This window comes from Apibacter sp. (assembly GCF_025291155.1).
Lineage (GTDB): Bacteria > Bacteroidota > Bacteroidia > Flavobacteriales > Weeksellaceae > Apibacter.
Map to the genome: position 1 here is coordinate 1 of NZ_JAMBJZ010000014.1, position 23044 is coordinate 23044.

Below are 23044 nucleotides of genomic sequence, written 5' to 3' on the forward strand. Positions count from 1 at the left end.
TATAAGTATAAAATCTATTTCAAATGTTAATTCTATTCTGAAAATGAAAATGAAATATGTTTCATTTCTGTAGATTATTTTAGCCCTAAAAAATGGGATGATCCAAACATTTTTAATAACAATGAAAATACATATAGTATTCATAATTTCTCAGGATCATGGTTAGGTGTCAATAATAATACCAAAATTTATTTCCTAAATTAAGTAATAACGTCTGTAAGATATTTCGAAATAACTGATATATTTAAAAAAATATCTATAATTATACCTATTTATATCGTCGAAAATTACATTACGACATACTTAGATTTAGTTATTTAATTAAACTTATAAAAATATTGTGATTTTATTAATAAATGGATATACCGATTATAGTTAGAACTATTTGTAATAAATATTCAAAAAAATTCACGAATTGTAACATTTCATAAAGAAAATGGAAGGTATATATGATGCGCGTAATATAGGCTTAGATATGGCCGTGAATATATTTATCGACCCTAATGATATTATAAGTTTAAGATATTATGAAATTTTATATAAAACTTTGCAGAAAATTAAAAGTCATTTAGTTTTTTGTAATTATAAAAAATTTCGAACCAACTCTAACATTAGTTTTGAAGATGAATACTGTTTGTATAATTTTGATTTATGATTCCAAAGGATTATATCTTAAATGATTTTTATAATTACGCATATGTACCTCAAACTATCGTAATGTTAAACAAATTATATATAAGGGAATTATGGGATAATTTAAGATTTATCAAAGGTAAATATCATGAGGATGAATGTATTATATATGAGGTATTTCATAAATGTGATTACATAAATATGACACTTGAATCTTTAAATTATTATTTTCAAAGAGCGGATAGCATTATGAGTTCTAAAGATAAATAAAAAATAATTCAAAAATATCCAAATTATATTGAAACTCTTAATTTAATAAGGAATTTTCATAAAATTTATCAATATTAATATTTATACAATTTAACGTAACATTACAGCAAAGAATATATTTTTTAGATAATTATTATGAAAACCTATCTAAAAAAAACATGAAAAAACTAATTCTAAAAAAAATGAAATTCTATACATTAAAAATTTATTAAGAACTAAGAAAAAAATATTTTATATTAAATAATTTCCCTTATTTAGCCAATATATTTTATTAAAAGAAAAATAATTTTAAATAATATTTTAAATAGGTTTTAAAACGCATTTTATTTTTATTATTACCTATTAATTTAAAAGTTTGTTTCATTTTTCTCTTACCTCCGTAATTATAAGATAATAGCAAGTCCTTATCAAGATCAACAGTAAATTTACTTTTATTCATTTTCATTAAATAATTATTTATTCTAATTTTAGCCATAAACATATTATCAAATTCATTTTCTGTATCTAATTTATAACATACACTAGTATTTCTATAAGTAATACAATAAATGGGAAAGTCATCCACTGCATAATTATTGGATAATTTTCCTGCTTTAATAACAAATAATGCATCTTCACCTACTTTTACTTCCTCAAAATTTAATTTATTTTTTTCAATGAAACTTCTTCTGAACATCTTAGCAAAAGCCTCCCAATTTTTATAAATTAATTGATCTTTTGCTTTAGATCTATCTGATTTTAATTTCTTATAATATTTTTTACGTGTTTTAACTAAATATAGATGTCTTTCTGCACTAACTAAACTGTCACTATCTACACTATTAGCCAAAAAATAAATTATATCGTTATTTCCATTTATATATTTATCTGTTTGCTCAATAAAATTTTTATTAAAAAAATCATCAGAATCTGCAAACAAAATCCACTTACCTTTAGCCTTTGTTAGTCCAACATTTCTCGCATAGCCAGCCCCTTTTCCTTCTTTGGTTAAGTAAATTTCAACATTTGATCTATTGCTACCTGGAAAGTTATTAAAATCTACAATAGTTGAATCACTAAAATCATCTACAATTATTATTTGAATATCTACTCTTATCGGGATTGAATCTAAACATCTTTGCAATAATTGTGGCGTATTTTTATGAGGTATTATGATAGTATATGTGAACATAAATATTCTATTTGAAAATATTTTTCAAGTATATTTTTACTCTTTTAATATATGGTATATATTTTAGATTTTTATAAATTTCTGTTTTGATATATTCCGGAACTTTATTTTGAGGCGTTGTTATATATATTTTTCTAAGTAATTTATTTCTATAAATTCGAGTATTATTTAAAAATTTAGTTAAATTATTATTTTCACAAAAATAAATTCTATCTTTTAATGCTTCAATATAAGAAATCTCTTTCTTAAATGAATATTCTTGATATACTCTATTGGTTATGCTATCATCTCTTTTAAAATAATAATAAAGCATTAGATCAATTTCAATTATCCTATTTGACTTGTAAAAACATTTATACCAAACATACTCATCTTCACTTATTCTAACATCAACCGGAAATCGTAAATTATCCCATATTTTTTTTTTGTAAAGTTTATTCCATACGACTACATAACGAACCGTATCATTCTTATATCTAAAACTTTCAATAAAATCAGCCCCATTATAGGTTATACTTTTAAAATAATTTTTATTTACATTTACATTTATTTCTTTAATATCGGTAAAACTATGAAAATTACATAAAGAAATATCGCTATCGGTTTCAACTAAATTTTTATGTAGTATTTTGTAAAATTCAGGAGATATTATATCATCAGGATCTATAAATCCGATATAATCACCTTTAGCTTCATCCAAACCTTTATTTCTAGCCACAGATAAACCTTTATTGATTTGATGAATAACCCTGATTCTTAAATCTTTTTTAGCATATTCATCACAAATAGTCCCACTTGAATCAGTAGACCCATCATTAATTAATAATATTTCTAAATTGGTATAGGTTTGTTTTATTATGGAATCTAAACATTTTCCAAGATATTTTTCTACATTGTAAATAGGTATTATAACTGATATCATTTTAACTTTTTTTATTTTGAAAAAATAACTTTTAACAGATTTTCAAATTGCGTTTCTTCCTCCAAAACTTCTTTTCTATATTCAACAAAATCTATAATATATTTTTCATAATTTTCAATAGATTGCTCTATTTTAGAAATAATTTTAGAATAATTTTCTTTGATAAATTCAAATTTATACTCCTCTGGAATATTTAAATCCTTTTGATATAACGAAGATCCTCCCTTACCGGATATTATTATACAATTCATGACTGAAGATTCTCTCAACATTTTATCTCTACCTGGATTATATCCAAAATCAACGTAAATTTTTGCTTTATTCATGGTCTCTACGACTTCCATCGGAGTCATATTTTTTATGGCTATCCATTTAAATTGTGAGCTTTTATTTATTATTTTACGTATTTCCTTTTTATTCTTTTTAGGATTATAAATAATAATATTTTCTTTGTATTCTGTACTATTCTCTTTACTACTTATCTTAAAAAAAAGAGGATTGACATAATCACAGATAAATGATATCTTATTTACAGGTACTTTATTCTTCAATAGAAATAAATAAGATCGATACGATTGAGCCCAATGATATACATTCGGAAGATTTTCAAAATAATATTCTTTATCCTCTTTTTTGCCTTTTATATATTTTGATAAATAAAACTTTAATCCTCTATGCCTATTTTTCATGCAAATAGAATAGAAATCAACACTCAACCACCATATAATCTTTTTACTTTTATAGAATTTATAAATATAATTGGTAAGAGATTCCGGTATTATAATTATATTATCTGAGTGGTCTTCAATGGTATCTATTTCTAACGTATCATATATATTATATACTTTCGGCTTAGGATCTATGTTAGATTTTTTTTGTATATAATACATTTTAGCATCTAAATTTAATTTTGTCCTTAATTTATGACTTAATTGATGTAGAGCTTCCGGCCCACCTGTAGAATTATTTGCAGGACAAAGTATAAAAATTTTCGAAGTAGAAATGTTTTTCATAAATCTTAACTTGTGTAAAATTAATTCAAATATAAGTCTTCAATATATTATTTTTTGTTAAATTTAATCAATATTATATATAATAATTTAAGACCAAATGCATAAATTAAAAAAATTATTAAAACATTTTTCTTTTAATTCTTATGCCAAACAACTAAATAATGATCCATGTATATATCCTCATGAGACATTTTTAGAATATACTATTCTTAATAATAAATTTCCCTCTCAAGGTATTGCATTGGAAACTATTTTTAAAATTCAAAAATTAATTAATAATGTTGTGATTAAACCTAAGCAAATATTCTCTTTTTGGAAAGTTATTGGAAAACCTTCGATAGAATATAGTTCTGCTAGAAATAATGAATATGAGCTATTTTCAAGTATTATTTATTATTTATCATTAATAAGTGGTTTAACTATTATGGAAAGACATCACCATAGTAATTATATTTTTGATAATAGTATACAAATCTATCCATTAGGTGCCGATGCAGAAGTTATATTTGGAAGCAAAGATTTAAAAATAAAAAACGAATTTAAATTTCCGATAAAGTTAAAATTTGAAATTAAAAATCAAGTATTATGCGGATATATTTTAAGTACTAATAACTTAATGATTAACGATGTAAATTTTATATATAGAAATTATAAAAATTTAAAAGAAGTATTAACTCGTATTAATCGGAGAACAATAGATGTTTCAATATATAAAGAGGAAATTATATAAGTATAAAAGATTCACGCAAAAACATAAAGCTCATCATTTATGATTATTCTATATTTAATATTTTTCAAAAACTAAAGTTTCCTGGCCACCGGTATGAAAAGATAAAATAGAATCTCCCTCTCTAATTTCATCCGCATTCTGTAATGCATTAAGAAACTGTTTTTCATCTTGATTACAAGGTAATTCAGTGAATGATAATCTAGTTAAGTCAAAAAAAGAATTCTCTTTAGTATAATAAGCTGTAAATTTGTTGCAACCCGTAGTTCCATAAATCTGTTTCCAGGGTTCATCAAATCTCATCATAGGTAAATTTTCATAAAATTCTGAGGCATTTTGAGAATTAAATTTAACTAATTGCCATTTTTCAACACTTTCATCTCCCAAATAAACCATTATCCTATCTAATTTTCCTTTAGGGTTTTTAGTTGCAGTTTTTTCATCAACTTTCACTATTTTTTTAATTTCAGCTATATTATCATTTTCATTGTTATTTACATTTATCTCTATTTCCCTATTTTCCGCTACTGTTTTTTTAGAAGTTCCACAACTTGTCATGAGAAAAAATGGAAATAATCCTAAGAAAATTAAATAAAAATCTAATAACCTTTTATTCATAATATTTAAGTATGTATTGTACACAATTAACTAACTTTTGTGATCATTATAAATAATTAGGTAAAGATATAAAAAAACCTTTCATACTAAATATTTTTTTGAATTATTTTTAAAATGTAAGAATCTTTTGTTTTGTTAATATAAATTTATAAAGTTTATATTAAAAATTATAAATAACGAATAAATTCATAATTTTTCATCTATAATCTTTAAAATAAACTGAACTATGTACTATTAAATAATTACATATTTCTATATTTGCAAGTACCAATAATTCATTTTTTATCAAACAGTTATAAATATATTTCTTATGCATTTCTCTGGGCTACTTACAAAAATGATTACTGAATATGATTCTCCGATTCAATACTATTTAAATTTTAATCAAGAAATAATTATTTTAAACCAACTTTTAGATAAAAAAATTAAAATACGATTCGATCATTATGAATGCCTAGGATGTGGACTTGATAAAGAAATATTTGCCATGGGATATTGTAAAAATTGCTATTTCACTTCTCCTTATGCAGGAGAATGGATAATTAGACCAGAATTATCTAAAGCTCATCTTGGTATAAAAGATCGAGATTTAATAGTCGAATCCAATGCGCAACTTCAACCTCATATAGTATATTTAGCGAATTCTGGAGGGGTGAAAGTGGGAGTAACTAGAAAATCACAAATCCCAATTCGATGGATTGATCAAGGAGCAGAATATGCTATAAAATTAGCGGAAACAGACAATAGATATGAAGCTGGAGTAATTGAATCCATACTAAAAAATCATATCTCAGATAAAACTAATTTTAGAAAAATGTTGAGTGAACTAACCCCATATATAGATTTATCTTCGATTAAAAATCGACTTATTGAATACATACCGGAAAATTTAATAAATTTTATATCTGATGATAATGAAATTTTTAATTTTCAATATCCTGTTATTGCTTATCCTTCAAAGATTAATTCTATAAATCTCAAAAAGACATTCGAATTTGATGGAATTCTCAAAGGTATTAAAGGACAATATTTACTATTTGATAATAATATGGTATTTAATGTAAGAAATCATGAAGGTTTTGTAATCGATTTAATTATATGAATTTATAATGATAGTTTGTTATCTATTAACCTATTATTATATTGTTGAATATATGATTTTATTTTAATTTGAAATTGTTCTTCAGGATAAATTGAAATTTTATTTTTTAACAAGCTGTCTTTTTTGTAATCATATACACTTACTATTTTTTTACCATCAAAAACTATATAATATTGATTGATTAAAAATCTATAAATTCCTTCATTGTAATTTGCTACTATCCTATCCTTATTTTCAACGGCATTTCCGAAAGAAAAAACTTTTCCAGTGTAGCCGAGATAAGTTAAAACTTCAGGAAATATATCAATTTGTCCTAGTAATTTATCTTCTGTGCCTTTTAAATTTGGATTTGAAGGATCAAATAACAATATTGGAATTGAATAATTACCTATTTCAGTCGAAAAGTATTCGCCTTTTTGTCCTCCTCTACTTGTATGATCGGGTGTTAGTACAAATACAGTATTTGAATACCATGGTTGCTTTTTAGCGGTTTGAAAAAATTTTCTTAAAGCAAAATCTGCATAAGCTATACTTTCATGAATTTCTCTATCTCCTTTTGGAAATTTATTTTCATATTTTTTAGGAATAGTATAGGGAGAATGTGAAGATATCGTAAAAATTGTTGAAAAAAACGGCTGTTTAAATGTGTTAAAATTTTGGATTGCAAATTGTAAAAATTCTTCATCAAAAATTCCCCAAACTCCGTCATATCCTTCATTTCCTTTATATTCATTTCTACCATAATAGCTATCATACCCTGATATTCGGGCAAATTCATTAAAATTCTGACTTCCGTTAAATGCTCCATGAAAAAAAGAAGTATTATACCCTTGCTTTTTTAAGATGGTATTAAATCCATCTACCTTATTAAAACAATAAGGTGAAGATATATATGATACTTCCATTAAACAAGGAATTGAAGTGATTACTGAAGGTACTGCATCTATAGATTTTAAGCCATTTGCAAATGCATTGGTGTAGTATCTGCCTTGTGTAAGCAATGAATCTAAAAAGGGAGTCAATTGCTTATCTCCAAATTTTTTATATATATTTTCTTTTCCGAAACTTTCCAGAATAATAATTACTAAATTCTTCTTTTTTAAATTATTTTCATTTTTTATATCAATGATAGGCTGATAAATTTTATTAACCATTTGAGAAGTAAAATAATTTTTTTTATCTAAATTATCCCTTTTAGAAATTGTTTTTAGAATTGTATAAGCAGTGTTTAAAACAACTGCGGTATTCTGTGGATAATTTGCATAATTTATAGCATCCACGGTCTTTATTGGAGCTCTTTGTAATCCTCCTCTTCCACCTATTACAATTAATCCTACAAAAATTAAAAAAAAGAGTGAACTTATAGTAAGATCTTTAATACCCAGCTTTTTCTTTTCTTTAAATGTTATTTCTGGTATGCATTTCCAAAACATATACATTGCTAAAATATAACCTAAAAACATATACCAATATTCTAACAAATAGACAGGAATTAATCTTAGAATGTCTCCTTCCATTCCTGAAGCTGTAATTAAAGCATATGTACTTCTCTTATTTGTAAATATATAATATTTTATATCAATTATATTCACACCTAAACAAAGGGCATTTATTGCAAAGAATAATATTTTAATTATTTTTTGATAATTTTTATTATACTTAAAACTTCCAGGCATCGTACTTAATATGATAACTACTATATTACTAAAAAATATAGCTGACAAATCGAATCGTATCCCACCAATAAATTCAGTTACATTTATGTCTTTAAAATAATTTTTGTTGAATAGATAGAATATTATTCTACATATTTGATAACAAATTATCAAATATAATAGTCTAAATAATAACTGTTTTATACTTAACTTATAATTCATAATTAACATATATATGAACTAATGATTAGATAAACAAATTTATATTTTTTAAAAAAAATTTTATTAAAAATTTTATTTTATTTTAACATTTTATTAGTATGATATAGAAATTTTGAAGTCGTTCCATATTTTTTTCCTAGTTTTGTCTTTCTAATTATTAACTATGGCTGAATATAAACTTATATTACCTCCTATGGGAGAAGGTATAATGGAAGCTACTATTACCGAATGGGTAAAAAATGAAGGAGATTATATAGAAGAAGATGAAACAATTGTTGGAATCGCTACTGATAAGGTCGATTCGGATGTGCCCTCCTCCATTTCAGGAAAATTACTAAAAAAACTTAAAGAAGTAAATGATATTTGTAAAATAGGAGAAGCTTTTGCAATATTAGAAATTGATAATATCGATAAAAGTTCAACATCTTTTAAATCTGAATTATCCTTACAAAAAGATAACGATTTAACAATTACTACTTCATTTACTGATGAAATAATCACTGAAGAACTGGTAAAACCTCTACTCTCTACCTCGAATTTGCGACCTATTAGCTCAACACAAGATAGATTTTATTCTCCTTTGATTCGTTCAATTTGTAAAAAGGAAAATATATCACTATCGGAAATTGAAAAAATACAGGGTACAGGGTTGAATGGAAGAATTACTAAAGAAGATTTACTTTCTTATTTAAAAGATAAAAATACCCAAACAGCTATAGAAAAAACAAGTGAAGCACTTGATTCCTCATTCTTATCTACCTCCTCATTCATATCTGATTCGGATGAGATTATTGAAATGGATAGAATGCGTAAGCTAATTTCCAAAAATATGCTTCAAAGCAGACAAATATCTGCTCATGTTACCTCTTTTGTTGAATGCGATGTCACAAATTTAGTACTATGGAGAAATAAAAATAAAGATACCTTCTTACAACGTGAGGGGGTAAAATTAACTTTTATGCCTATGTTTATACAGGCAATAGTTAAAGCTTTAAAAGATTTTCCATTAATTAACATTTCTGTTGACGGAAATACTATTATAAAAAGGAAAAATATTAATATCGGTATTGCAACCGCTGTACCTAATGGAAATTTAATAGTACCTGTAATTAAAAATGCCGACCAACTTAGTTTGTCAGGATTAGCTAGATCTATAAACGATTTAGCAGTTCGTGCTAGAAACAATCAATTAAAACCTGAAGATACTAAAGGAGGAACTTATACATTAAGTAACATAGGTAGTTTTGGAAATATTGCCGGAACTCCCATTATTAATCAACCTCAAGTAGCGATTATGGCAGTAGGTTCAATTGTAAAAAAACCGGCAGTTATTGAAACTCCACAGGGTGACATGATCGGAATTCGAAATATGATGATCATTTCCCATACCTATGACCACAGAGTTATAGATGGAGCTCTTGGGGGGGCTTTTGCTAAAAAGGTTTCTGATTATTTGGAAAAATTTGACCTTAATACAAAGTTTTAGTATTTATTTAATATAAATAATATAAAATTATTTTTATTCTATGAATAACTATTCTATTTATAAATATGTAATATTATTTTTCTTTAACATTATTTTTATAAGCTGCGATAAAAAGAAAAATATATATCAAAATTCAGAAATCAACCATATATCTGAAATTCCAAAATCTATTACGGGCACTTATAAAGGTCAAATATCCTGCGATGATTGTGATTTCGTTGAATTGACCTTATATGGAAATTCAAGTTATGCTTTAAAAATCCAACTTTTTGCTGAAGAAGATAAAGAACCTGTTATTAATGAAAAAGGCAACTATAGTTATGATAAAAATAATTGTATACTTATCCTTGATAAGTACGGATTTCGATTTAGAATTTCGGGGAATAAACTATATTATCTTGATAAATCAAATAAATATTACCAAGAAGAATTTTTGATTAAAGAATAAAATATTATTTTCTTAAAAAATCATAATCTGCTTAAATTTTAATGCCTAAAATGGCAAATTTTAGAATTCTAAATCATAATCAGAAATTGATAAGCTAATTAAAATATTTTTTTCATTGAAATAAAAAGTAGCAAATATTTTACCATCCTTAATTTTATAGGTAGGTAAATTTGAATTGTTAAATTTTATTAAACGTTTAGGATATTGTTTCTCAATTGAATTTAAAGTAGATTTATTTAAAATGATCGTATTAGCTAATTCAATTGAGCCTATTCCTCCATAATTGAAACTTACTAAGGAAATTTTATCATTATTCCCCCTCTCGCCTTCCCCTTCAGATATAGCACTTATCTGGAAACTATTAGTGAAATCCCAGAAATATACATTTCCCGAACCTTCTATTGAATTTACTTCTGTATAGGTCGCTATTGAATTTATTGACAAAATTTTCCCCGGCAATTTAAATCCTTTATTTGTAAAAAATAAATCTTTAATTTTTCCTGCAGATTTAGGTCCAAAAATTAAACTTTTTTTCTTTTGATTGGATGAGGTTGATTGACTATTACTTTTATTTTGTGAAAAAAATGTATTACTACCTATTGTAAGTAATAATATTATTATACAAAATACCTTTCGCATTTTTATATTCATTATCATTTAAAGTAGTTAAGAATTATTTTTGTTTATTTACTAATCAGTTAATTAAAAATCCCAATTTACAAGCTAAAATACAAAGTTTAAATAGGAATTCTAAATTTATATAAGTAATTAAACATTTTCTTTAATTTATAAGTTAATTTTGAAATTATACTATTTATAAAATTATATTTATTTTCATTTTGTTTGATCGTCTCTTTAACTAATATTATCATTTCATCATTTCCTCCAGTTAATTTATAGAGTTTGATGATAATTTTATCTTTATCTATATCTTGTAAAAAATTTATATATCTTGAAACCTCCACTATTATTTGCTTTAAAATATTATGAGTACCATTTAAATGTAAAAATTTAATATTTTTATCGGACAAAAGTTTTTCCAAACAATTATATAAAGCATTTTTACTTACTTTGTTAGCACCTTTATCATAAATAAATTTACGTATATCCTGAATTTTTTTCAAGAAAACATAAGGAGTTATTGGTTGAGTTGATATAATTTTGTTTCTGTATATTAAATCATATTTTTTACGCAATTTTTCATTGGATAAAGTTTTGTAGGCTTCTATAATATCGATAATTTTTTTTTCATTTAGTTTATTATCAAAATTTCTATCAGGATGAAATTGTAAAGCTAATCTTCTGTAAGATTTTTTTATTTCGTTTAATGAGGCTGATGAATCAATTTCCAATATTTTATAAAAATCTTTCATTAGTATGTTTAAGCCTATTATTAAAATAAGATCATTCAATACAAAGATAAGTTATTCATGAAATATAAATTCAATATGCATCCTTTTTAAAATAAAAAAGACTACACTTTTTAGTAGTCTTTCAAAATAAATGATAGAAAATAATATTATTTATGATTCACAACTGCTGCAATTAACTAAGTTTAGCACTAACTCTTTGGCTACACTTTGACTTCTTTGATAGTACAATGTTTTAATACCTAATTTCCAAGCCTCAATTAATAAACGATTGACTTCTTTCACTGGAAGCTCAGCAGGTATATTTAAATTTAATGATTGTGATTGATCAACATATTTTTGTCTTATTGATGCTTGTTGTACAATTTCCAACTGACTAATTTCTTTAAAGGTTTTAAAAACTTGTTTTTCTTCATAGGTCAGCTCTTTTAAATGTTGAACACTTCCGCCATTGAGCATAATACTTCTCCATGTATCCTCATTATTAATGTTTTTTTCAGTAAGCAACATATCCAAATACTTATTCTTACGCATAAAGTTACCTTTAGAAAGGCCTGCTTTATAGTAGTTGGAACTAAATGGTTCTATACCTGGTGATGTTTGTCCTAAAATTGCCGAAGATGAGGTGGTTGGAGCAATAGCCAGTAGCGTAGAGTTTCTTCTTCCGTATCCTTTCAATAATTCAGGCTCTCCATAAATCCTAGCCAAGTCTTCACTTGCTTTATTAGATTTATCTTGTAAATATTTGAAAATTTCAACTGTCTTTTGTTTTGCTACCATTCCTTCAAAAGGAATCATATTTTTCTGTAAGTAAGAATGCCATCCTAGAACACCTAAACCTAAAGCACGATGTTTTTTAGCGAATTTATTAGCCGAAGAAAGATAATAATTTCCTTCGGTTTTTACGATAAATTCCTGCAAAACAGCATCCAAGAAAAATACTGCTAATTTTACGGCCTCAGTATCTTTCCATTCGTCATATAATTCTAAATTCATGGAAGATAAACAACAGATAAATGACTCTTCTTCTGTAGAAGGAAGCATGATTTCAGAACAAAGATTTGAAGCATGAATAATCATTCCTTTATCTTTATATACCTGTGGTTTATTTTTATTTATATTATCAGTAAAAAATATATAGGGTAATCCTTTTTGTTGACGACTTTCTAAAACTTTCGCCCATATTTTTCTTTTATCAATATCTCCATCAATCATTTCCTGCATCCAATAATCAGGAACACAAATACCGAAAAATAGATTTTGTATTGGATTTCCAATATCTCTAATAGATAAAAATTCTTCAATATCCGGATGATCAATATCCAGATAGGCAGCAAAAGCACCTCTTCTTACCCCTCCCTGAGAAATCGTATCCATAGCGGTATCGAATAATTTCATGAAACTTACTGCACCACTACTTTTTCCGTTGTCGGAAACAGCTGAACCTCTTTCTCTTAAGGCACCAAAATAACCGGAAGTTCCTCCTCCAATTTTGGTTTGCATAATAACTTCGCCTAATTTATGAGTAATTCCTTCTATGCTATCAGGAATGTGAACATTGAAACAAGATATAGGCAATCCTCTTTCCGTTCCCATATTAGCCCATATAGGAGAACTTAAGCTCATCCATCCCCTTTCAATCATTTCTTGAAAAGCCTCTTTGAGCTCCGGTTTATATAATCTTTGAGCGGCGGCTGAAGTTATTCGATCGATAGCTCCTTCCACCGTCTCACCCTTTAGAAGATATCCTCTATTTAATATCTGTTCACTTTCAGAATTTTTCCACCAAAGTTTTTCACTCATAATTTTATCTAATCTAATCTTTTAACCATTAATTCTAATTTTCCTTTCAGCCCAGTCACTTTATTTATTGCTAACCTTCTTAAAAGATACCCATTATCTTTTCCATCTTCATCAATAAAAGGCATTTCATATATTTCAGATAAAGTAAAATCTGTAAGATAACTGAATAATATTTTTTCCAATTCTTCTAGCACCAATACATGACGGTCCTTATCTATAAGATTGGTAGCAATTTCTTTTTCAATAGTTGACGTAAAATCAAGATATAAAAAGTTTGCCTTAATTAAATAAAAATCTCCCATTTAAAATAAATCGTTTTCAGTTATACTTTTATCGTATTTTGTATATTCTGTAGGTCTTTTAGCAAAAAAGTCGTCTAGGCTATTTGCAAAAACTTCTTCTTCAAACCAAGCCATAGGCCTATATTGTTCCGAGGTTATATTATATAGCCTATCCATACCGATTTGTTGTAAGCTTTCATCAACCCTAAATTTCATAAAATTTATAAGATTTTCTTTTTCAATGGTATTTAATTCTCCTTTTTCGAATATCCAATCGAGAATATTTCCTTCAATAATGATAGATTTTTTAACTGTATCCAAGATATGATTTATTGTATCTTCATCGAAGAAGTCGGGATATTCTTCTTTAATTTTATTAACGAGATATATTCCAGCATTAGCATGGATTTGTTCATCTACAGAAGTCCAGCCAATTATGTTGCTTACATTCTTCATAAGTCCCTTAAAACGCGTAAAAGATAAGATAATAGCAAATTGACTGAACAAAGAAACGTTTTCAATGAGAATGGTAAATAGAATAAGAGAAACTACATATTTTTTGCGGTCATCAGATTTAGCATATTTTAAAGCATTGTCTAAATATTCAACTCTTTCTCTTATAACAGGTATTTCTAATAATTTTTCAAATTCATTATTATATCCTAAAACTTCTAATAATCTCGAATAGGCTTCCGAATGTCTGAATTCACATTCAGCAAATGTACTCCCTAATCCGTTAAATTCCGGTTTTGGAAAATGTTGATAAATATTTCCCCAAAAACTTTTAACAGCTACTTCAATCTGTGCAATAGCTAATAAGCTATTTTTAATGGAATTTCTTTCTCTATCTTCTAAATGTGAATGAAAATCTTGAATATCGGCAGTAAAATCTACTTCTGAATGAACCCAATAGGCATGATTAATTGCTTCTGTAAATTGTAAAATTTCAGGGTATTCAAAAGGTTTGTAATTAATTCTTCTATCAAATATTGACATAATCCTTAATTTTTTTATCTTATTGTTATTTTTTATTTACTTAATTTTAAAAGATAGAAAATCCTTCATAAGAATCGGTACCATTTTTTCTTTTTAGAGGTTACGATGTCTTATGTTCAAATTTTATATTCTTATGATTATATTAGTTAGCTTATTATCAAATAATTGAACTTAAAACTATAGTTCTCAATCCAGTTATTAAAATTAAATATTATTCAATAATAAGATTAAAGAGTTTGTTAAAAGATATTAAGAAGTTATAAACAAAATACTTTATATAATATTGCAAATTGGAAAAATAACTAATTTCTGGAATCGTTTCCCCATTTCAATTTTTCTCTAAGATTTTCAAAATATGAATAATTCTTATACTTAACAATCTTAATAGTAAATGGAGCTTTTTTAATTACTATTTCATCTTCTATTCCTACTGTATTGTATCTGGAATCTAAGCATAAAGAATATTTGTCAGATCGGCTATGTACCTTTAGTCTAATTTCCACATCATCTTTTAATATTAAAGGACGTACGTTTAAATTATGTGGACATATAGGAGTTATTACAAATATGTCAGCTTTAGGATATATAATAGGCCCTCCACAACTTAAAGAGTAACCTGTAGAACCGGTTGGTGTTGAAATTATTAATCCATCAGCCCAAAAAGTATTTAGAAATACATCATTTACGTAAGCATCAATGGTTATCATTGATGTAGTATTCTTCCGCATCACTGCTGCTTCATTTATAGCATAGGGTAAGAATGTATGAAAAGTACTTTTCACTTCTAATACGGATCGTTCGCTTATTCCGCAATTATTCTCCAATATCCGTGGCAATTCTTTTAGAAACTCATTTTTTTGAAAAGTTGCTAAAAAACCTAATCTACCAGTATTAATGCCTACAATCGGTATATTTGAATCTTTTATATAAGCTACTGTGGATAATATAGTTCCATCTCCTCCAAAAGTAAATAATAATTTAGTCTCTTTAGGAAGACCCTTTTTTTTAGTGAATGAAATGAAGTTTAAATTTTTTAAGCCTAGCACTTCTTTTAATTCGCTTAAGAAACTTTCATATACATAAACAATTATTTGCCTTTCTTCTAATTGTCGAAAAAATGCAGTATATAGTTCATAATCTTCTTGGTGAACTACTTTTCCATATACACCTACTATCATTAATTTAGACTTTTTAAACTTCCATAAATTTTTGCAGTTGATCAAACCTCTCTTTTAAAAGTTCTTGTTTAGAATCTTCAAAGTATTTGTTAGAAATCTGATATCCGAATCTTTCGAAAGTATCCCCTATGGAACTGATATTTTCTGCGCTTAATTTTAATACTATTTGTGTTGAGTCTTCATCCGTATTTACTAATAACAATCCTAAAATTCTTCCATTATTGCTTTCAACAATATTAGCTATTTCACTTGTTGAGTATTTTTTTATAGGTGTTGAGATAATCATATACACACCATATTCTGTGGTAAACTGAAATGAAGCCAATTCTTCAATCACGGTTTCTTCAAGAACAACACCTAAAAATTCTTCTTTAAAGGATATAATCGGTATTAAGTTGGTCTCATTTTCGCTAAATACATGCAAAGAATCAAAAAGTATAGCATTATCAAACAAATAAAATTGTTCTAAATCTAATAGATGATCTTTTAAAATATCTGTCTTTTTAAGATCTCTGACAATATTCAAACCTATATTACCTATTACTCTTCCTTTATTTATAACAGGATAATGACTAACTCCCAAATCAATCATCAATTGCTCAGCTCTCGCAATGGTATCATTTTCATATAGAATTAATACATCTGATGATATATAATTTGTAATTATCATTATGCTAAGATATAATAAGATTTTTTAGTTACCAAAATTTTGCAACTCAGATCTTTGTTTGTTTGTCAATTTATTAACTACTTCTTTATAAGAAACTTTTATAAGATTTTTTATAAAATCATCAGATAAATTTCCAGTAAGATTAACCGTATTCCAATATTTTTTATGCATATGAAAACCTGGTTCAATCTCTGAATATTCCTCTCTCAATTTCAAACAATAATCTTCTGAAAATTTTAAATTCACTTTTAACTCTGATTTATATAAATACGTTAATGCAAACATCTTACCTTTTACCTTAAAAACTAAAGTTTTATCATCAAAAGGAAAACATTCTTCACTTGCAGGAAATTGTAAGCAATATTCTCTTAGTTGTTCTATATTCATCTTTTTATTGTTAATAAAGCTTATAAATTAATAAAGCTCCTTTGTTCATTATATGGTAATTTGTAATTTTGATTCATACTAAAGAAATACATAAAAAATATTTAATTATAATTACTGTATAGTAATTTATAAATTTTAGAAATTATTACTATAATAATATGAAAAAAAAATTACTTATAATTTTTTATTTTTTCATTGTGAATCAAATATATTCACAAAATATATATTTGGATAATCATTTTGAGTCCGAATTTTATCTTAATCATTGGACAGGTTTTTATCTGTATGATCCTATTGAAAAAAAAGAACTCTATAATTATAATGGAAACAAATATTTTATACCTGCTTCCAATGTAAAAATTTTAACATTATATACCGGTTTAAAAATGATTCAAGATTCCATTCCTTCTTTACGTTATATTTCAAGAAATGATACTTTATATATTTCCGGTACAGGCGATCCTACTTTATTAGAATCTTATTTTAAAGAATGTAAAGTCCTAAATTTTTTAAAGGAAAAAGCTGAAAAGATAGCTTTCTGTTCAGCTGACTTTGATGATCACTTATACGGACCGGGGTGGGCTTGGGAAGATTATTCTGAATATTTTTCTCCTGAAAGGACGGTTTTTCCTATTTATGGCAATACTGTAACCATAAATGAGAACAATTCAGTTTATCCGAATTATTTTATGAATTTGGTAAAAAAACAAAAAAAAGAATTTCCCAGAGAATTAAGAAAAAATGAATTCTATTATTACAATTCTAAGAAAATAGAAGTTCCATTTATAACATCTGATACACTTGTAAAAAAATTATTGGAGATTGAAATTGAAAAGCCTATCTTCTTTTGCAAAAAAATGCCGAATGAAAAAATTAATTTTCTCTATAGTATTCCATCAGACAGTTTATATAAAAGAATGATGCTTGTTAGCGATAACTTTATTGCTGAGCAAATTTTACTGATGAGCAGTCTCTCCATTACAAATATGTTAAGTAGTAAAAACTCCATTAATCATATGCTCTCCACCTATTTGAATAATTTACCTCAGACTCCCAAATGGGTTGATGGTTCCGGTCTTTCTAGATATAATAATTTTACCCCTATGGATTTTGTGTTTGTTTTGGATAAATTATATAATGAGCTTCCTTATGAAAGATTGATTAATCTATTTCCTACAAATGGTATTAATGGTACATTAAAAAATAATTTTAAGTCTAAAAATCCATACATCTTTGCAAAAACCGGTTCAATGAGGGGAGTGTATAATTTAAGTGGCTATTTAAAAACAAATTCTGGAAAAGTATTGATTTTTAGTTTTATGAACAATAATTTTCAACATTCTTTCAAGGATCTAAAAAATCAAATTCAAAAAGTTCTCGAATATGTAAGAGATCATTATTAACTACTAATATTAATTGCATGAGGATATCTGTGTTGGGATATTTCTACTAAAGTCGATTCCCAATCCTAACTCTCCAAAATCATTTCTACCCCATCCCCATAAGCTCCCGTCTTCACGTATACCTAAACTATGCTCATAACCAGCAGAAACCGATTCCCATTTTGAATAATCTAATAAAACAGGATAATTTTTGTTCTCCTGTGTCCCGTCTCCAACTTGTCCGTTATTATTTTTTCCCCAGCCCCAAAGTGTTCCATCTTCCTGTATTCCTAAAGAATAATATTCACCGGCACTAATCATTTTCCATTTTGAATGCCCTATACGTACAGGAAAATCTTTATCTCTATTAGATTGATCTCCTAATTGTCCGAATTCATTATATCCCCACGCCCAAAGAGTTCCATCTTCCTGTATTCCTAAGCTAAAGTCAAATCCGGTACTTAAATATTTCCACCTACTATATCCAATAGGCATGGGTATAGTAGAATATATAAATCTATCTGTACCTAATTGTCCATCTTCATTATTTCCCCATCCCCACAACGTTCCGTCTTCTTGTATTCCAAGACTAAAATTAAAACCTGCGGTAACTAATTTCCATTTGGCATTTCCAATTTTTACCGGTTTTATACGATCATCAGTAGTTCCATCTCCTAACTGTCCTTCTTCATTACTTCCCCATGCCCATAGAGTTCCATTGTCTTTAATAGCCAATGAATGAAATTGTCCTACAGAAACGCTTTTCCACTTTGAACGGTCAATCTGAGTAGGATATGCTTCTGTATACCCCTTACCAATATTTAAATGTCCATTAACATTATGACCCCATATCCACATGGATTTATCATTTTTAATCCCGATACTATAATTATATCCGGAACAAATTATTTTCCAATTTTTTGAGACATCTACTTCTGATGGAAAAGACTTATTTTTATCAGATCCGTCTCCTAATTGTTTTTTATCATTTCTTCCCCATCCCCATAACGTACCATCTTTTTGTATTCCTAAACTATAGTAATTTTTTACTGATATTACCTTCCAACATGCGTTAATTTGTGCATTACTTTTACAGATTATTAAAATTGCAACGGATAATAAGTAACAATTATATTTCATACAACTTTTGCTATTATATTTTGTGATAAATATAAACCAATAAATATATAAATGAAATTCAGTTATAATTTTTTTATATTATTAACAAAAGTTGTATGAAATTTATTGTAGTATAAAAATTTTTTTTATTGTTTTTTTTGAGTTTCTAAATTAAAATGAGCTTCTAAATCAATTTCTCCACCTAATAATGCTGCAGATGACACATTCGGATCTTTTTTTGCCGGTTGATGTAATAGATAAATGTAGATTTTAGAAATTGCTTCCTCTCCTACTTCCCAGATTGTATAATAACCTAACTTCTGTCCTAATCTATCAATTTTATCACTATCAGCATAAGTAATATTGAGCCCTTTTGAGTTTACTTTCTGGTATAAAACAAAATGATCGTCTGCATCATCAATAAAAATCTCATCAGTAACATCATGCTCATGATTTTTATGTATGGTATAAAATTTTATTTCCGCTTCATAGGTTCCTCTAGGTAAATTTATATCCGTTATTGGGAATTCCGTATTCCCATCAGGAACTTCATATTTAAATTCTCGAATCAAGTTCGGATCATCACTATTTCTAAATCGTAATACTATCTTAGAGATTTCATCATGGTCATGTTCCGGAATGGAATTTAGAATATCATCTCTATCATTAGATGAACACGATAAAATTGTGGTTAAAATTAATGTTAAAACTACCAAAAAGGTGAAATTTTTAATTTTCATATATTTGCTTTTATATTATAATTTTTAAAAGTTATATTGTATTTTTATAGTATAGCTTCTGCCCACTTCATCAGTAAAATACCGTAATCGATTCATATAGTCTCTGTAGGTCGTATCTAAAATATTCTTTATTCCAAAAGATATATCTAATTGATTTACTGGGGAAACGTCAAGAGAAAAACCTGTATTAAAGTCAAAAAGCTGATATGCAGATGGCGGAGAGCTTATATCCAATAATTCTGTCACCTCAGTACCGTCTTTTATAACATCCACAGTAAAATTTGTATCCGGATAATGGGTTTGTTTAAATACTGAGGTAGAGGTTAATTTAGCAAAATAATTTTTCCATTTTCGATTTTTATATTCTATTGCATTTATCCATCTTACCGGCGGCATTGAAATTAAAGAAGAATGATTGGTACAATCTTTACCTCTTAAATAGGAAAAATTTGTGTTAAATTTTAGTTGTGGCAGAAACTTATAATCTGCCATAATGTCAACTCCATAAATTTCAGCATTGGTTTGCACATACTGCCAAACAGGAAACGCCCCTCTAATAGTATATTCCGCGCCGATAGGAATGGAATTTATATAATCATTTATGTAATTATAAAAGAATGTTAATTCATAATTAAGATTATTGGTAAACAAATTTCCTATAAAAGATGACATTATTTTGTTAGATTTTTCATTTTTTAATCCTAATTCACCTAACTCTATAGTTGCTGCAGAGTGATGTAATCCGTCACTAAATAATTCACTGGGATTAGGAGCACGGCTACTTAACGAATAATTTAATATAATGTCATGACTGATTCCTAAATTTAGTTTTGCTCCAAGGGTAGCTGCAAATCCATCAAATTTTAGAATCGGATTTACTAAATAATTTAATCCGGTATCTTTAATAATTTTATTTGAATATTTTTTATCGTATCCTAATGCATTCCATCTGCTTTTTTTATAAAATTTTAAAGCATCAATCTTTTGATGGTCAAACCGAATTCCTCCTTCTAAAACTAAATTATTATTTACATGAAAATATTCTATCCAATAAAATGAATATTTATTCTTCTCATAAAAAGGAATTAAGGGACTTATTCCGGTTCCGGCATTAGGAAAATTTTCTTGATACAAGTAGGAACTTCCTATTTTGGCCTTGAATTTATTAATTGCAACTGATTCAAAATCTAAATTAATAGTATGTGTAGTTAAATCTAAGTTGAGAGCAGCTTTTTCGTTCCACTCCCCTCTTCTATTATCATATTCTTTACGATTATTGAATTGATATCCATATATCAAGTTTAACTTTCCTAGAATAAAATTATAATAAGCATCGAACTTTAATAAATTATGCTGAATTTTTTGTTTGGGTGCATTTATTCTCATAGTAAAATCATCAATTACCAGAGGTTTTTTATTATTAATAGCGTTCAAAAGATTTTCTATGTTACCGACGTGGGCAGCTTTTAAAATTCCGGTTTCAGATCCAAAATAACTATAGAAAATATCTGTCCCATATTTTCCTTTTTTATAGCCCACTTGTGTTGAAAAATCGTTTTCTTTATGTCCTGTATTTGACATGACGTAATGAGGCGCTGATAAATCTCCAGATCTTTTATAAGTGCCTTGTAATCGATATGCCCAACCATTTTTCCATCCTTTTTCCACCTGAGCTGTTATATTACCTCCTTTACCATTTGAAATATATGAAGTTAACATCTTTCCCATCAATGTATCTTTAGTTGATAATTTTTTAGGTTCAACTAAAACAATACCACCAGTAGCGTCACCGGTATATTGCAAGGCTCCGGCACCTTTAATTACTGTTATAGAATTTGCAATATTAATATCTATATCCGGCGCATGCTCTATTCCCCATTGTTGATCTTCTTGTCTTATGGCATTATTAAATATCGGAACTCTACTACTATGCAGCCCATGAATGATAGGTTTGGCAATAGTATTTCCTGTTTTTAATATACTTACTCCAGCTATTGAGGACAATGCAGTACCTAAATTTGTCTCGAAAAGTTCATCAATTTGTTTCTTTGATAATTTATTTTCAACAGTTGTTCTTGTTTTGACATAAGATTTTCCTATAACAATAACCGGTTGTATCTCTTTTTCATTACGTATTAATGAAAAATCTTTATTACTAATTGTTGTTAGTTTTATTTCAATTTTTTTTGAGATATATTCTCTATGTGAAATTATAAGTGTATAGTTTCCCTCGCATAAATTATTGATTATATATCCCCCTATACTATCTGTTTTTTTAATTAACTTTTCTCCTTCGGAAGAAATTATTTGAATGGTAACATTCTCTATTGAACTGCCTGTATATATATCCGTCACTTTACCAGATAAATGTAAAGTACACTGAGCATAAGACTTAATATATATTAAAAAAAGGCATGTAAAAAAAACTCTTATTGTTTTTTCCATATAATAAATAATATAAAATATTTGCTAAAAGATAAATATTATTATAAAGTAAATTCGCAGATCATTAGTTTGTATTTAAAAATCTGGATTATAAGCATTATTTATTTATGAAAGTATAGGTGGTGGTCTATTAAATTGGTTGGATTTACTTATATTTTTATAAAATATATAAGCATATTTCTCATTAGATAGGCTAAACAATATGCCATTTTGTAAGAAAGAAAAATTAAAGTCTTCACAGGTATCAAATATTTGATATTTTCCGTAATGAAAAATGTTATGACATTGCTTACAATTATCATGACTGTTTTCTTTTACCTTATGTTGCTCTATGTGAATATATTCCTGTAAAGAAAGAATTTTAAATACGAATAGTATCGAAAATAAAAGATAAATAATCCGTATT

Annotated in this window: 21 protein-coding genes; 5 read left to right on the forward strand and 16 right to left on the reverse strand. The window is 26.7% G+C overall.

Annotation, left to right across the window (positions count from 1 at the left end):
• Window positions 1-1174: 1174 nt before the first annotated feature.
• The 3 genes from M3Z80_RS02740 to M3Z80_RS02750 are packed head-to-tail and all read right to left on the reverse strand — an operon-like array spanning window position 1175 to window position 4009.
• Window positions 1175-2074, reverse strand: a complete 900-nt coding sequence (locus tag M3Z80_RS02740; RefSeq protein ID WP_293917343.1) for a glycosyltransferase family A protein — start codon at window positions 2072-2074, stop codon at window positions 1175-1177.
• Between the two features lie 7 nt (window positions 2075-2081).
• Complete coding sequence (locus M3Z80_RS02745) at window positions 2082-2996, reverse strand: glycosyltransferase family 2 protein (RefSeq protein ID WP_293917346.1); 915 nt, start codon at window positions 2994-2996, stop codon at window positions 2082-2084.
• Window positions 2997-3007: 11 nt separating this feature from the next.
• Window positions 3008-4009, reverse strand: coding sequence for a hypothetical protein (locus M3Z80_RS02750; protein WP_293917349.1), 1002 nt, complete (start codon window positions 4007-4009; stop codon window positions 3008-3010).
• A gap of 97 nt (window positions 4010-4106) precedes the next feature.
• Here M3Z80_RS02750 and M3Z80_RS02755 point away from each other — a divergent pair, with 97 nt between their 5' ends.
• Window positions 4107-4739 (forward strand): VanW family protein, encoded by a 633-nt coding sequence (locus tag M3Z80_RS02755; RefSeq protein ID WP_293917351.1) that lies wholly within the window; start codon window positions 4107-4109, stop codon window positions 4737-4739.
• A gap of 54 nt (window positions 4740-4793) precedes the next feature.
• Here M3Z80_RS02755 and M3Z80_RS02760 read toward each other — a convergent pair whose 3' ends face one another.
• A complete protein-coding gene (locus M3Z80_RS02760) occupies window positions 4794-5354 on the reverse strand; it encodes an META domain-containing protein (protein ID WP_293917353.1) in 561 nt (186 codons plus the stop codon).
• A gap of 310 nt (window positions 5355-5664) precedes the next feature.
• Between M3Z80_RS02760 and M3Z80_RS02765 the strand changes: the two genes are divergently transcribed.
• A complete protein-coding gene (locus M3Z80_RS02765; RefSeq protein WP_293917356.1) occupies window positions 5665-6456 on the forward strand; it encodes a DUF2797 domain-containing protein in 792 nt (263 codons plus the stop codon).
• Between the two features lie 2 nt (window positions 6457-6458).
• Here M3Z80_RS02765 and M3Z80_RS02770 read toward each other — a convergent pair whose 3' ends face one another.
• The gene (locus tag M3Z80_RS02770; RefSeq protein ID WP_293917359.1) at window positions 6459-8132 is read right to left on the reverse strand and encodes an LTA synthase family protein; all 1674 of its coding nucleotides are present in this window, start codon (window positions 8130-8132) and stop codon (window positions 6459-6461) included.
• 364 nt (window positions 8133-8496) lie between these two features.
• On the opposite strand from M3Z80_RS02770, the gene M3Z80_RS02775 reads away from it, so the two are divergent.
• Together M3Z80_RS02775 and M3Z80_RS02780 are read left to right on the forward strand one after the other, a co-directional pair.
• Window positions 8497-9819 carry a dihydrolipoamide acetyltransferase family protein gene (locus M3Z80_RS02775; protein WP_293917361.1) on the forward strand — a complete coding sequence of 441 codons (1323 nt, stop codon included), beginning with the start codon at window positions 8497-8499 and terminating at the stop codon, window positions 9817-9819.
• A gap of 40 nt (window positions 9820-9859) precedes the next feature.
• Window positions 9860-10267, forward strand: coding sequence for a copper resistance protein NlpE N-terminal domain-containing protein (locus M3Z80_RS02780; protein ID WP_293917364.1), 408 nt, complete (start codon window positions 9860-9862; stop codon window positions 10265-10267).
• Between the two features lie 60 nt (window positions 10268-10327).
• Here the strand turns inward: M3Z80_RS02780 and M3Z80_RS02785 are convergent, their stop codons facing one another.
• From M3Z80_RS02785 to M3Z80_RS02820, 8 genes are all read right to left on the reverse strand, one after another.
• Window positions 10328-10906, reverse strand: a complete 579-nt coding sequence (locus M3Z80_RS02785) for a hypothetical protein (RefSeq protein ID WP_293917366.1) — start codon at window positions 10904-10906, stop codon at window positions 10328-10330.
• Between the two features lie 98 nt (window positions 10907-11004).
• Window positions 11005-11640, reverse strand: coding sequence for a J domain-containing protein (locus tag M3Z80_RS02790; protein ID WP_293917369.1), 636 nt, complete (start codon window positions 11638-11640; stop codon window positions 11005-11007).
• Window positions 11641-11790: 150 nt separating this feature from the next.
• Window positions 11791-13440: a ribonucleoside-diphosphate reductase subunit alpha gene (locus tag M3Z80_RS02795; protein ID WP_293917370.1), complete on the reverse strand. Its 1650-nt coding sequence runs from the start codon at window positions 13438-13440 to the stop codon at window positions 11791-11793.
• An 8-nt stretch (window positions 13441-13448) separates the two neighbouring features.
• On the reverse strand, window positions 13449-13742 hold the full coding sequence (locus M3Z80_RS02800; protein WP_293917371.1) for a hypothetical protein: 294 nt from the start codon (window positions 13740-13742) through the stop codon (window positions 13449-13451).
• On the reverse strand, window positions 13743-14717 hold the full coding sequence (locus M3Z80_RS02805; protein WP_293917372.1) for a ribonucleotide-diphosphate reductase subunit beta: 975 nt from the start codon (window positions 14715-14717) through the stop codon (window positions 13743-13745).
• 302 nt (window positions 14718-15019) lie between these two features.
• On the reverse strand, window positions 15020-15895 hold the full coding sequence (locus tag M3Z80_RS02810; RefSeq protein WP_293917374.1) for an NAD kinase: 876 nt from the start codon (window positions 15893-15895) through the stop codon (window positions 15020-15022).
• Window positions 15896-15908: 13 nt separating this feature from the next.
• Window positions 15909-16565: a CBS domain-containing protein gene (locus M3Z80_RS02815; protein WP_293917375.1), complete on the reverse strand. Its 657-nt coding sequence runs from the start codon at window positions 16563-16565 to the stop codon at window positions 15909-15911.
• Window positions 16566-16589: 24 nt separating this feature from the next.
• Window positions 16590-16952 carry an MmcQ/YjbR family DNA-binding protein gene (locus M3Z80_RS02820; protein ID WP_293917377.1) on the reverse strand — a complete coding sequence of 121 codons (363 nt, stop codon included), beginning with the start codon at window positions 16950-16952 and terminating at the stop codon, window positions 16590-16592.
• Window positions 16953-17149: 197 nt separating this feature from the next.
• On the opposite strand from M3Z80_RS02820, the gene M3Z80_RS02825 reads away from it, so the two are divergent.
• Window positions 17150-18355: a D-alanyl-D-alanine carboxypeptidase gene (locus tag M3Z80_RS02825; protein ID WP_293917380.1), complete on the forward strand. Its 1206-nt coding sequence runs from the start codon at window positions 17150-17152 to the stop codon at window positions 18353-18355.
• A 9-nt stretch (window positions 18356-18364) separates the two neighbouring features.
• On the opposite strand, the gene M3Z80_RS02830 is transcribed toward M3Z80_RS02825, so the two are convergent.
• The 3 genes from M3Z80_RS02830 to M3Z80_RS02840 all read right to left on the reverse strand — a co-directional run bounded on the left by M3Z80_RS02830 (window position 18365) and on the right by M3Z80_RS02840 (window position 22638).
• A complete protein-coding gene (locus M3Z80_RS02830) occupies window positions 18365-19474 on the reverse strand; it encodes an RCC1 domain-containing protein (protein WP_293917382.1) in 1110 nt (369 codons plus the stop codon).
• Between the two features lie 125 nt (window positions 19475-19599).
• Window positions 19600-20193 carry a hypothetical protein gene (locus M3Z80_RS02835; protein ID WP_293917384.1) on the reverse strand — a complete coding sequence of 198 codons (594 nt, stop codon included), beginning with the start codon at window positions 20191-20193 and terminating at the stop codon, window positions 19600-19602.
• A gap of 24 nt (window positions 20194-20217) precedes the next feature.
• Window positions 20218-22638 carry a TonB-dependent receptor gene (locus M3Z80_RS02840; RefSeq protein ID WP_293917386.1) on the reverse strand — a complete coding sequence of 807 codons (2421 nt, stop codon included), beginning with the start codon at window positions 22636-22638 and terminating at the stop codon, window positions 20218-20220.
• Between the last annotated feature and the right edge of the window lie 406 nt (window positions 22639-23044).